The sequence below is a fragment of the Burkholderia sp. Bp9031 genome, assembly GCF_003857965.1.
In the GTDB taxonomy this organism is placed as follows: domain Bacteria; phylum Pseudomonadota; class Gammaproteobacteria; order Burkholderiales; family Burkholderiaceae; genus Burkholderia; species Burkholderia ambifaria_A.
This window is the reverse complement of the sequence record NZ_QTPW01000039.1, coordinates 44,637-57,133: the sequence shown is the minus strand read 5'-3', so window position 1 is coordinate 57,133 and position 12,497 is coordinate 44,637. Positions and strand designations below refer to the sequence as shown.

8 protein-coding genes and 1 pseudogene are annotated in these 12,497 nt (G+C 66.3%); 2 read left to right on the top strand and 7 right to left on the bottom strand.

The window, feature by feature from the left end; translation table 11 throughout:
• Window positions 1-46: 46 nt before the first annotated feature.
• From DIE15_RS32560 to DIE15_RS32530, 7 genes are all read right to left on the bottom strand, one after another.
• Complete coding sequence (locus tag DIE15_RS32560; protein ID WP_124835446.1) at window positions 47-3,118, bottom strand: peptidase domain-containing ABC transporter; 3,072 nt, start codon at window positions 3,116-3,118, stop codon at window positions 47-49.
• Window positions 3,119-3,136: 18 nt separating this feature from the next.
• Window positions 3,137-3,889 carry a peptidylprolyl isomerase gene (locus DIE15_RS32555; protein WP_057927321.1) on the bottom strand — a complete coding sequence of 251 codons (753 nt, stop codon included), beginning with the start codon at window positions 3,887-3,889 and terminating at the stop codon, window positions 3,137-3,139.
• A gap of 100 nt (window positions 3,890-3,989) precedes the next feature.
• Window positions 3,990-5,399 (bottom strand): HlyD family efflux transporter periplasmic adaptor subunit, encoded by a 1,410-nt coding sequence (locus DIE15_RS32550; protein ID WP_057927322.1) that lies wholly within the window; start codon window positions 5,397-5,399, stop codon window positions 3,990-3,992.
• Entirely contained in the window at window positions 5,377-7,245 is a 1,869-nt protein-coding gene (locus DIE15_RS32545; protein WP_124835445.1) for an FHA domain-containing protein, read from the bottom strand. The genes DIE15_RS32550 and DIE15_RS32545 overlap by 23 nt, the downstream gene beginning before the upstream one ends.
• 191 nt (window positions 7,246-7,436) lie before the next feature.
• Entirely contained in the window at window positions 7,437-9,002 is a 1,566-nt protein-coding gene (locus tag DIE15_RS32540) for an efflux transporter outer membrane subunit (protein ID WP_409364324.1), read from the bottom strand.
• 276 nt (window positions 9,003-9,278) lie between these two features.
• Window positions 9,279-9,704 carry a DUF4399 domain-containing protein gene (locus DIE15_RS32535; protein ID WP_057927431.1) on the bottom strand — a complete coding sequence of 142 codons (426 nt, stop codon included), beginning with the start codon at window positions 9,702-9,704 and terminating at the stop codon, window positions 9,279-9,281.
• A gap of 42 nt (window positions 9,705-9,746) precedes the next feature.
• Window positions 9,747-10,121: a DUF4399 domain-containing protein gene (locus tag DIE15_RS32530; RefSeq protein ID WP_260428404.1), complete on the bottom strand. Its 375-nt coding sequence runs from the start codon at window positions 10,119-10,121 to the stop codon at window positions 9,747-9,749.
• Window positions 10,122-10,494: 373 nt separating this feature from the next.
• Between DIE15_RS32530 and DIE15_RS38235 the strand changes: the two are divergent.
• Window positions 10,495-11,196, top strand: a pseudogene (locus DIE15_RS38235) (caspase domain-containing protein); the annotation flags it as partial.
• Window positions 11,197-12,456: a formylglycine-generating enzyme family protein gene (locus DIE15_RS38230; RefSeq protein WP_409364325.1), complete on the top strand. Its 1,260-nt coding sequence runs from the start codon at window positions 11,197-11,199 to the stop codon at window positions 12,454-12,456.
• The last annotated feature ends 41 nt before the right edge of the window (window positions 12,457-12,497 follow it).

Sequence of the window (12,497 nt, the reverse complement as noted above, 5' to 3'; positions counted from 1 at the left end):
GCATACGAGATCGCGGAGTTGCCGAATCCGTGCGGGTCGAAGAGTTTCATGCGGCACCCAGCTGTTTCTGCACGAGCTGGTAATACATGCCCTGGCGCGCGACCAGCTCGTCGTGCGAGCCCTGTTCGACGATCGCGCCTTCGTACAGGACGAGGATCTTGTCGGCCCGCATGATGGTGCTGAGCCGGTGCGCGATGATCACCGCCGTGCGCCCTTGCAGGATTTCGTGCATGTTCGCGAGAATGTTGCTCTCCGACTGCGTGTCGAGCGACGAGGTCGCCTCGTCGAACACGAGCAGGCGCGGGTCGTGATACAGCGCGCGCGCGATGCAGAGCCGCTGGATCTGGCCGCCCGACAGGCCCACGCCGCGCTCGCCCACCACCTGCTCGTAGCCGAGCGGCAATTTGCTGATGAAGGCATGCGCGTCGGCCATCCGTGCGACCTCCTCCATGCGGCGCCAGTCGGGGCTCGTGTCGCCGCAGGCGATGTTCTCGGCAATCGATCCGGAAAAGACCAGGTTGGACTGCATCACGTAACCGATCTGCGCACGGTAGCAAGCCTTGTCGATCGCGCTCATGTCGTACCCGTCGACCGCGATCTTGCCGTCCGTGGGCGCATAGAATCCCACGAGCAGCTTCGCCAGCGTGGTTTTCCCGGAACCGCTGCGCCCGACGATGGCCACCATCTCGCCGCGCTTGATCGTGCAGTTGATGTTCTCGAGCACGTAAGGCGTTTCGTTGCCGCCATAGCGGAAATACACGCCGTCGAAGCTGATGTCGCCCTGCAGGTCGGGCAGCAGCACGCGTGAGGCCAGCTCGGACGGCTGCTGCTCGGGCTCGATGTCGAGGACGTCGCCGAGCCGCTCCATCGCCACCGCCGCGTCGTTCATCAGGCTCCACATGCCGACGAGTCCCATCAGCGGCGCCAGCACGCTGCCCATGAACGCATTGAAGGCGATCAGCTGCCCGATGCTGAGCTCATGCGCGAGCACGAGGTTCGCACCGACCCACAGGATCACGATGGTGGTCGCCGCATTGAGCAGCTGGCTGCACAGCGCCACCAGGATATTGAATGCCTGCGCACGGTACTGGACGTCGAGCGCCTTCGCATACTTGCGCTCCCACTTCAGCCGTACCGACCGCTCGATGCCCATGCCCTTCACGGTTTCGACACCGCCGAGCGTCTCCATCAGCAGCGACTTCGCATCGGTGGACGCGGCAAACACCTCGCGCGCATAGCCTTTCAACTTGGGGGTCGCGAGCGCCGTGAGCGCCATGATCGGGATCACGAAGGCGATCAGCACCAGCGTCATCTTCACGTTGTATAGAAACATGATCGTGAAGTAGATGAATATCATCAGGAGATTGAGCGCGGTGGTAACGGTGGACTCCGTCAGGAACGCGCGGATCGTCTGGTTTTCCTGGAAGCGGGCGAACACGTCCCCGCTCTTGCGGCGCGCGAAAAACGAATATGGCAGCGACATCGTGTGTTTATAGAACTGCGACATCATCGCGAAGTCGAGACTGCGCACCATGAAGTTGGAAAGATGCGCGCGGATCGTGGTCATCAACTGGGTAAACACGTGCGAGATGACGAGCCCGGCAATCAACAGGTGCAGCAGGCTGACGTTCTGGTGCACGACGACCCCATCGAGGATGCTCTGGATGATGAGCGGCGGTATGACGCCCAGCACCTGGATCACGAACGTCGCCAGGAACAGATGCGCGAGGATCTTCCGGTAAGGGCGCAGATAGCCGATGAAGCGCACCCATGGCGAACGTGACTCGGCCGACGCCGCGGCCGGCCCGTTCGCGGTAAACAGCAGGCACGTGCCGCTCCAGCCGCGCTCGAACGCCTCGACGCTCAGCTTCCTGAAGCCGAGCGCCGGATCGGCGATCCGCACCCACGACTTCGACACGCCGTACACGACGACGTAGTGGTATCCCTCCCAGTGCACGATGAACGGCAGCTCGAACCCGAGCAGCGCCTCGTACGTGCACTGCACGCCGCGCGTCGCGAAGCCGACCGCCTCGCCGGTGCGCGCGAGACTGTCGAGCGTCGCGCCCTGCGTCGTCACGTTCGCGAGATCGCGCAGCTTGCCGAGCGTCATCGCGACGCCGTAGTGACGACAGATCATCGCGAGGCACGCCGCCCCGCAATCCATTTCCTCCGCCTGCTCGACCAGCACGAAACGCTTGATCATGCGCTCGCCGAACGCGGCGTCGGCGCCGATATCGATCTGCAGCGGGTGGCGGCGCCGTTCGGCAAGCTTCTTCTGCCGCTTCAGTTCCTGATCGCCGAAGCGGATGCGCTCCTCGAGCACCTCGCGCAACTTCGGGTTGCGCTCGAGCATGAAGTGCACGGTCTTTTCCGGAATGACGAGCAGGCGCGTATCGGTGACGGCGGTGACGGTCGCCGCCTGCTCCTGCCGCAGCAGGCACGCGCGCTCGCCGAAGATCTCGCCTGCGCCGAGCGTCGCGAGCGGATAGTCGTTGCCGTCCTCGTGGCACGAGACGCTCACCTCGCCCTGGCGCACGACATACAGCCGGAGATCGCCGCCCGGCCCCTGCCGGACGATCTCCTTGCCGGCCGCCACGCGCTTCACGCCGACGCTCGACACGTATTCCTCGAGTTCGGCGCGCGTCAGCTTGCCGCGCAGGTCGAACAGCCGCGTCACGAAACCGCCCGCCGAGCTGATCGCGACATAGCTCGTCACGAACGACTGCGCGGCGGGATTGTCGCGCAGGATCGGCTCGATCGCGCTGCGCGGGATGCACAGCACCTCGGTCCTCGTCGATGCGCGCACCGACACCTCGTGCCAGTAGTCGCGCAGCATCGCCATTTCACCGAACACCTCGCGTTCCTTGCGCACGCCGACGCTGGTTTCCTTGCCGCGCTCGTCGGCGATCAGGCGCACGGACCCGAATCGCAGCACGTACAGGCCCTCGGCCGGTTCACCGCGATTGCAGACGGTGTCGCCGAACGCGTAGGTGCGCACCTGCGCATGGGCGGCCATGCGGTCGAGTTCGTCGTGCGAGAAGAGCGACAGCGGCTCCACCGACGCGAGAAACTCCGCGAGCGACGGGGTGCTGGCCGGGGCGGGGGCTTGTGCGTCCATCGATGCGATTCTCCGTGATCAACGTGCCTCGATGATGTGTTCCTGCGCGCGCTCGGCGAGCCACTCCTCGCGCAGCAGGCGGCGCACCTCCGACGCGACGTCGGCGTCGAGCGCGGCCGGGTGTTTCGCGGTCACCGAGAAGATTTCGAAGAACGAGCCGTCGGGCGCCGCGAACGGGCCGAGCAGGTCGCCCACGCGCGCGTTGAACACCTTGGCCTCGATATCCGTCTTCAGCGAGCCGCGCAGCACCTTGCCGATCACGCCGCCCCGCTCGCTCGTGTCGGCGATCGAATGCTCGCGCGCCATGTCGCCGAAGCAGCTCGGGTCGTCCTCCAGGATCGCCATCATTTCGCGTGCCTTGCCTTCCGCATCCAGCACGATGTGGCTGACCTCGATGCTGTCGAATTTCGGCGAATTGAGCTTGAAGTACGCTTCGATGGCCGCATCGCTGCACACCTTGTCGAGCGTCTTTTCCTGGTACAGCGTGTCGGTGATGAATCGCTCGAACTCGTCGAGACTGACGCCGAACACGTCCAGGTAGCGGTTCATGTCCGCGGCGCGGTGCAGGCCGTGCACGCGGCGAAACTGGTCGGCACGCTCCTGGATCTCCTCCGGCGTCACCTGCATGCCCATCTTCCTCGCCGCGATCACCGTCAGCCGGTCGCGAACCTGCTGTTCGACGAGGCCCTCGAATTGCCCGGTGAGCTTCAGCACGCGGATGAAATCGTCGGTGCCGATCACCTCGTCGTCGATACGCACTATTGCCGTCATCTCGTTCCCCTTGATCCCTGTCAGCGGCGATCGCCCTGATTCGCCGCCGATGCCTCACATTACCGCTTGCCTGCGCGCCCCAGCGCCGTGGCAGTCCCCATCAGCCCGCGATCTGCCTGAACGGGTCCAGCGCGAACCCGATCACGCGGCGCTCGCGCACGACGATTTCCGCCGTGGCCGTCATCCCATAGCGCAGCGGGTATTTCGTGCCGGCAATCGTGTACGCGTTGCGCACCAGCGCCACGCGGCCCTCGTAGACGGGTTCCTTGGTCTGCGCCTGCGGCTTCGTCGCCGGCGAGATGTATTCGAGCGTGCCGTCGATCACGCCGTAGCGCTGATACGGAAACGCATTGAACTTGAGCTTCACGGGCAAGCCTTCATGAAGAAAGGCGCGGTCCTGCTCCGCGATCGCGACCTTCACCACCGGCCGCGCATCGGACGGCGCGATGCTGCCGAGCGGCGTGTTGGCGAGAATCTTGTCGCCGGGCTGCGTCGTGGTCACATCGGTGATCACGCCGGAGACGGGCGCCAGCACGAGCAGAAAATTGTCCTTGTCGATGTTCTCGAAGCGGATCCGCGCGGCGGCATCCGCCGCGAGACGCGCCGTCTGCACCTGCAGACGCAGCTTCTCTTCGGTGTTCGCGATGTCGCGCACGGTCGCGTCGTACTGGATGCGCAGCCCGGCCAGCGTCTCGCCGCTGCCTTCGAGTTGCGCCTTCGCCTGCGCGAAATCGTGGCTCTGCTGCGCCTCGAGCTGCGTGAGCCGCGCCTGCGCGACGCGGTAGCTGTCCTGGGCCTGCAGGTAGACACTGCGCTTCTGTTCCACCTGGCTCTGCGACACGCCGCCGCCGCCCGGCAGCGCGAACAGGCGCGCGTACTTGTCCTGTTCGTCCTTCGCGAGATCGAGCGCGTGACGAGCGTTGTCGATATTGCTGCGCGCTTCGTCGATCTGCGCACGCTGCGATTGCGCGAGCTTGCTGGTGCCTTCGGCAATGCGGTTCTGGTGCAGGTGCTCTTCGACCTCGATCTGTTGCTTCAGTGCGTCGGCCTTGCGCTCCATCAGCTGCTTCTTGTCCGGAAACTGCTTCCATTCGCGCTCCGCGTCGTCGAGCTTGAGGCGCGCATCGAGCGCGTTGGTCGCCGCCTCGATCGCGCCGCGCGCGTTGATCCGGCCGATCACGTCGTTCTTTTCGACCGGCTGGCCTTCGGCGATATAGATGTCCACCAGCTCGCCGTCGACGGGCGCGTAAATGCGGCGCACCTCGGACTCCGGCGCGAGCGCACCCTGCGCGGTCACGATCACGTCGGCGCGGCCGACGAACGACCACAGCAGCGCGCACACGACGAGCCCGACCATCGCGATGATGGTCGCCTGCGTGAGCCGCCATGGCCGCGCCGTCAGGATCGCTATGCCTTCGACGCTGTGATCCTCCAGCGCCTCGCCCAGCGAGCGCGGCGGCTCAGGCGGCGTTGCCTGCCGCGCGCGCTTAAGGAGACTGTCGAGCTTCACCGTGCCCTCCCGACGAAGCAAGCCGTTCCAGCGTCGCGACATGTGCCGCGAATTGCGGCGTCGCGAAGCGGAACTGCTTGAGGCGATCCAGTACGGCCGGTCCGTGCCCTGCCCGCGCGTCGCTTTCGAACTGCAGGTACTGCTGCAGATCGGACCGTACGGCGTCGAGGCCGCCGAGGCGCGGATAGCGCTGCTCCGTATCGGCGAGCAGCGCCGGAAGACCGTCGAGCCGGTCTTCGTCGAGCGCCGACGCGATCGCGCGCTGCAGCCGCTCGAGCGCGGCCACATAGACGGAGTTGTCGCTCTGCAGCCGGCGCAACTGACTGAGTGCGTCGGAATACAGCGCGCCGAACGCGGGAACGTATGACGAAATCCGGTCGAGCAGCCGCTGATGCGCACCCGGGTCGTCGTTCCAGCGGCCGGTCAATGCCTTGATCGGCGCTTCGTCGCGGTAGATGCGGATCGGCGCGTCCGCCCCGCCGCGACCGGCAACGAACGCCTGCAGCTCGCCGATCCACGCCACTTCGTCGATGAGCGGCCGTGCGTCGGCGTTATGACGGGCCAGCGTGCGCATGTCCTGCACGACGGCACGGGCGCGATCGAAGGCGCGCGCGTTCATGGCGGCGATCCAGTCCGGTACTTTCGACCGAACGAGTGCCTCGGTACCCAGCGCGAGGAACGCCGGGTCATCCGGATGGCTCGCGAGATGGCGATCGGCGAGCTGCGCGGCCTGCGCGGTGTCGCCGCGCGCGAGCAGCGCGTGCATCTCGCGCAGCGGCGCGTCCTGGAAATACAGCGTCGCGAGCAGCAGGACGAGCGCCGCGAGCAGCCCGCCGCTCCACCAGCCGAGCCGGTGCAGGTTGACGTGCCCGCTGCCGCCGAACGCCTCGCTCAGCTCCGACAGGAAGACTTCGATCCTGCCACGCCGGCGGCGCGCGTCATGCGCGGTTTCGACGGCGCCATGCGCGGCATGCGGGTTGATCTCGTCGTCCTGCTGAACGGCCGGAACCGTGCAGAAGATGTCGAGGAACGAATGCGCGGTATCGACGAAGGTCGTCCGGTCGGGGTCCGCGGCGGCCGCATTCGCCGCGGCTCCGGCCGACGACGTGGCCGTCACGGTGGAGTCCGGCCCCGGCTCTCGCTGCACCGCGACGCGATAGACGAAATGATCGCCGCCGAACGCGAGCATCGCGCCGTCGCCGAGCGGCGCCGCATGCTCGTCGAGGCGCCGGCCGTCGACGAACGTGCCGTTCGTGCTGCCGAGGTCTTCCACGAAGACCTCGCCGTCCTGCACGTAGATGTGCGCATGACGTCGCGACAGATAGTTGACCTGATGCGGATACGCGCTCCGGTAGCAGGCGAACGTGTCGTCGGTCTTGCTGACGAGGAACGGGAAGGCGGTAATGATGACCGGTTGCAGGCCGAGATCGCCGCGCTCCGGCGCCAGCGTGACGACGGCCGGCCGCGCCGGTTGATGCGTCGCGCGCGGCACGAACGCGACGCGATACGCCAGCGCGCCGGCGAATCGCAGTTCGTCGCCGTCGCGCAGCAGGTGCGGCTTGTCGCCGACATCGACTCCGTTGACGGCCGTACCGTTCTTGCTGCCGAGATCGGCGACATAGGCCGCGCCACCTTCGAAGAAAATGCGCGCATGCCGGCGGGACAGGTCGGCCACCCGCTCGGGGGGCGCGGACGCGAACGGCGTGTTGGTCCGCCCGACGGCGAACAGCGCCTTGTCGATCCGGATCTCGCTCAGTTCAGGATGGGAAACCGGCTTGAGCACGATGTCGAACTGCCGGTCGAGCGCGGCCTGTTTCTCGGCAATCGAAGCGACGTCTGGAACCATGATTCGCCCAACGATCGACATGCGCCCGCCAATGGGCATGCGGCGCAGAAAACGCGACGCGCTTTCGAACCACCCGTGTGAAGCCGCGCCGCCAAGGCACGTGGCGGCACGATCGTGAAAAAAGTTTAGGCGACGGATGGCGGTAGTCAATCGGCTGGCACCGATCGCGCGGTGGCGCAAAGCTGGCGTGTTCATTGCATCGCTTGCCGGACCGGCTCGCTGCTTGCATTCGAGATTTCGACCGCGCGCCAGCCGCCGCCGATCGCCTTGTAGAGCGTGACCGTGTCGCTCAGAATCTGCTGATGATTCGCGAGCAGCGCGAGTTCGGCGGATGCCACCGCGCGTTCCGATTCGAGCACCTCGAGCTGCGAGACGAGCCCTTCCTTGAGCTGCGCCTCGACCTGGGCGGCGACGGTGCGCAGACGCGCGCTCTGCTGCTGAAGCTGCACGCGCTGCTGCTTGTGCGCGTCGAGATCGACGAGCGCGTTTTCCACTTCCTTGAACGCGGTGAACACGGTCTGCCGGTACTGCTGCTCGGCGACCTTCGTCTGCGCGTCGGTCGTCTTGATGTGCGCGCGCACGCCCGGGTCGAACATCGGCAGGTTGATGCTCGGCAGGAAGCTGAACGTGAATGCCTTGAAGAGATCCGACAGCGCAAACGCCGCGGTGCCGCCACGCCCCGTCAGGCTGATCGACGGCAGTTGCGCCAGTTTCGCCGCGCCCACTTCGTCATACGATTCGAGCACGCGATACTGCGCGGCGACGACATCCGGCCGGCGCGCGAGCAGTTGCGCGGGCAGCCCCATCGGCACGTCCGGCAGCTTGACGCGCTGCCGGAGATGGCCGGCGGGCATCCTGAATTCGCCGGCCGGCACGCCCAGCAGCGTCGCGAGCGCGTTCTCGGCCGTGTCGCGCGAACGGTGCAGCTCGATCAGCTGGTTCGCCAGCCCGTTGATCTCCGCGCTCTGCCGCAGCACTTCCGTCTGCGGCGCGACGCCGTTCGCGAACATCGACTGGTAGATCGCGAGGATCTGCCGGTTCTTGTCGAGCGTGCGCTGCTCCTGTTCGATCTGGTCGTCGAACTGAAGGATTTCGAAATAGGTGCTCGACACGTCGGCGACGAGCGTCAGGTAGCCCGCGCGCCAGTCGGCCTCGGTCGCGTGATATTCGGCCTTCTGCGCCTGCACGCCCTTCTCGACCTTGCCCCAGATGTCGATTTCCCAGTTCACCTGGCTGCCGAGGTTGTAGGTCCTCGACGGCGATTGATGCGTGTTCTTCTCGAAGTCCATGCCCGCGCCGAGGTCCGCGCTCGGCAGCGCGCCCGCCTGGACTTCGCCGACCTGCGCGCCGGCCACGCCAATGCGAGCCGCCAGCACCTTGATATCGACGTTGCCTGCGATGGCCTTGTCGATGAGCGCGTCGAGATAGGGATCGTCGAAGCTCTTCCACCATTCGGAATTGACCGTGTCCGACGCCGATACAGGCCCGTGCGCGTGCGCCCACGTGGTCTTTGCCGGCATCTCCGGGCGTTGGTAGACGGGCATGTTCAGGTCCATGCAGCCGGACAGCAACGCCGCGCATGTTCCGGCGGATCCGGCGACGCGGGCCAGCGAACGCAGGAGACCGCGGCAGTTGCGCGAGGCAGTCGGCGACGGGTGGGTGTTCACGATCGACTCCTTCGGATGAACGCGGCGACGATGCGGGATCGGGTGGATGTGTTGGTGTTCGTGTTGCAGCGTGGCACGCTCGCGTCTCATATTGCATGGGGCGTGCCAGCCGCTCGCGGGATCGGTGGAAATCTTGCCGGATGGCTTGCCGACGCGGGTCCGGGGGGCGAAGACGGAGGGTGGAGCGACGTGTGCGCAGCGCACGGATCACGGATGCGTGATGGGTCGTCGCCGACAGTTACGGCTCGGGATGTCGGGAATGCACAGACACCCGCAGTCGCGCGATGAGCGACAACGTTCGCGCCCGAAGCTCGCGCGCACGCGCGAGCGCGCGCAGGCCACGCGAGCGTGGATCGGCGCGCGACATCACTTCACGTAGATCGTGATTTTCTTCGAGTAGATCGGGGGATTTTGCGGCACGTGATTGGCGTCGCCCATCAAGAGCTGCAGCGTGTGCTTGCCCGGAGGAAGCTCCAGCGTGGTTTCGGTCTCGCCCGCGCCGAAATGCAGGTGATTCCGGTCGGACGGAATCGGCTGGTCCATCGGCGGCAGGTCTGTATCGACCAGCAGGTGATGGTGGCCCGTGTTCGGAAACTGCACATGCGACGGCGCGACACCCATGTCGCGCAAGCCGAACCACACCCGGAACGGCCGTCCGGCCGGCAGCACCTGGCCGTCGTTGGGCCAGCCGATGTAGACGATGGCCTTCGGGGGATGCGTGCTGGTCTCTGCGGTCGCCGCCCCCGTCCATAGCAGCGTCACGGCAACGGCGAAGAGAATGAGCTTGTTCATGGCGGCAATTCCCGGTTCGTGCGGCAGGCGCGGCATGGCGCGCTACTTCACCGTGATCGTGATCTTCTTCGAGTACACCGGCGGATCGTGCGGCACGTGGTCGTGGTCCCCCATCAGCAGCTGCAGCGTGTGCTTGCCGGGTGGAAGCTCGATGCGCGCCTCGGTTTCACCGGCGCCGAAATGGAAGTGATTCCGGTCCGACGGTATCGGCTGGTCCAGCGGCGGGAGATCGGTATCGATGAGCAGATGATGATGGCCCACGTTGGGCCGCTCGATGCCTTTCGGGCAGATGCCCATGTTGCGCAAGCCCATGCGCACCCAGAACTTGCCGCCGGTGATCGTTGCACCGTCCGACGGCCAGATGATGTATGCCTCGGCGCCGGGCGGCGAAGGCGTACGCCCGCCGGCGAACGCGATCCTCGGCACCAGGACGGTGGCGGCCAAAGCCAACAACGTAGCCCTTCTTCGCATCGTATTGCTCCTCGCGTTGGTGGTGGCGCGCGGCGTCGGACAGTGGAGCGTGTCTATCAGCTTAGGTCGTAATCGACAGGAACACACATAACGATGTCGAACGGTGACGGGCCCACCTCGATGCGTGTACGCGTATGTCTGTTTTTTGCAAAACCCGCGGGTGGATCCGGTGATCGCCGCCGAGCGCACGTGCTATCTTGAATGTGTCCTGGCCGTGCCCGCCGCAAGCCGGCATTGCGCTCGCCGCGACCGGACACCCGGCAACGGCTGCGCTCCGCCTTCGGCACCTCGTCCGACGGCGCACCCTGGGGGGCTGAATATGTGGCGAATACTCTTGCCCGCATGCCTGCTTGCGTCGATCTCGGTGGCATCGAGCACCTGCTCCGGCGAGGACATGCATCCTTCTGCAGCACCGCCGGCAGCTTCCACGCGCGCCGGGTCGATCGAGCCGCCTCGCGTCGCGCTCGTGATCGGCAACGGCGCCTATCGCGACCATCCGCTCGCCAATCCCGTCCGTGACGCCGATGCGATGGGCGATGCGCTCCAGGCGCTCGGCTTCGACGTCATCACGTTGCGCAATGCGACCCGGCAGCAAATGCTCGACGGGCTTGCCGCGTTCGAGCGCCACATCGCGGCGAGCGGCACCGGGCTGGTGTATTTTGCGGGCCACGGCGCCAGCGTGGGCGGAACGACATGGCTCGCGCCGGTCGATGCCGACGTCGGTTCTCCGGCCCGCCTGTCGCGAACGGGTATCGACCTGCAAACCGTGTTCGATGCGACGTCGCGGCCGCACGGCGACCGCATTGATCTGATCATTCTGGATTCCTGCCTGATCGCGCCCCCCGGTGCCGGCAGCGTGGCGGCCCGCAAGCCACCGCCGCATACGCTCGTCGCCTACGCGGCAGCGCCTGGCGAAGGCGCGGCCGACGGTGCAACGCATGGTGTCTACACGGCGGCGCTGCTGCAGACGCTCGCGTCGCCGGGGCTCGACATCGCCCAGATCTTCGACCGTGCCGGCGCGATGGTCGACAGCGCCACCGGGCATCGGCAGATTCCCTGGGTCGCGTCTTCCCTTTCCGATGCGGCAGCGACGTTTGCGCTCACCGGGGCGCGTCGTGCGGGAACCGGCGCGGTGCATGCCGGCGGCATGGAGCAACGATCCGAGGTGTTGGCCGACATCGGCGTCGTAGCGCTCGATAGCCGGGGCGTGATGCCGAAGGACAGCACCGAACAGTACGAAATTACGTTCTGGGAATCGATCAAGGACAGCAAGGAGGCGGGCGATTACGAGGCCTATCTGAAGACCTACCCGAACGGGCGCTTCGCGCAATTGGCGCAGGCCCGTCTCGCACGATTGCGCGCGGCCGCGCCCAAGGCCCCTGCCGCGTCCGCGCCCGCACAGACGGCGAGCCCCACGCCGGCTCCCGTTCCGGCGCCGGCTCCTGCGCCGCGCGCATCGACCTCAGCGCAGCCTGCGCACGCGCCTGGCTCACCGCCGAAAGCACCGCCTCCCGCTGCAGTGGCGGCCCCGCCGGCCCCCCCGCAGAAAGGTGGCGCGACGGCCGCCAATGAAATCCGGGATTGCGCTGCATGCCCGGCCATGCTGACGGTGAGTCCAGGGACATTCGCAATGGGCAGCAATTCGGGCGATCCGTCGGAAAAACCGTCGCATCGCGTGACGCTCGATCATTCTTTCGCGCTTGCGAAGTATGTGGTGACTGTCGCGCAATGGAACGCGTGCCGCGACGCGGGCGCCTGTCCGCGCCTGCCCAGCGACAGCAATACGGTCGCGAACGCGCCTGCGCGCGACCTGAGTTGGGACGATGCGCAGCTGTACGTGAAGTGGCTGTCGAAAGTAAGCGGCAAGTCTTACCGGCTGCCGACCGAGGCTGAATGGGAATTCGCGGCGCGTGGCGGCACCGCAACGCGCTACTGGTGGGGCAACGAGATGCGGCCGGGCAACGCAAACTGCAAGGACTGCGGTTCACCTTGGCATGCCGATGCGCCGGATAACGTCGGCTCGTTCGCGGCCAATCCCCTCGGCTTCTACGACATGGCTGGCGGCGTGTGGGAATGGGTCAGCGATTGCTGGCACAGCTCGTACAAGAATGCGCCCGCCGACGGCCGCTCGTGGGACGAGCCGAACTGCCAGGTGCGCGTCATCCGCGGCGGCTCGTGGCGGGATGGTGCGGCCTACATGCCGGTCTCGACACGCTTCAAGTACGACAGCAGCGTCCGTTTTTCGGCAAACGGGTTTCGCGTGGCCCGGGACGTGAAGTAGATCGATATCGATCCGGCCGGGAAATTGCACGGAAATCACGG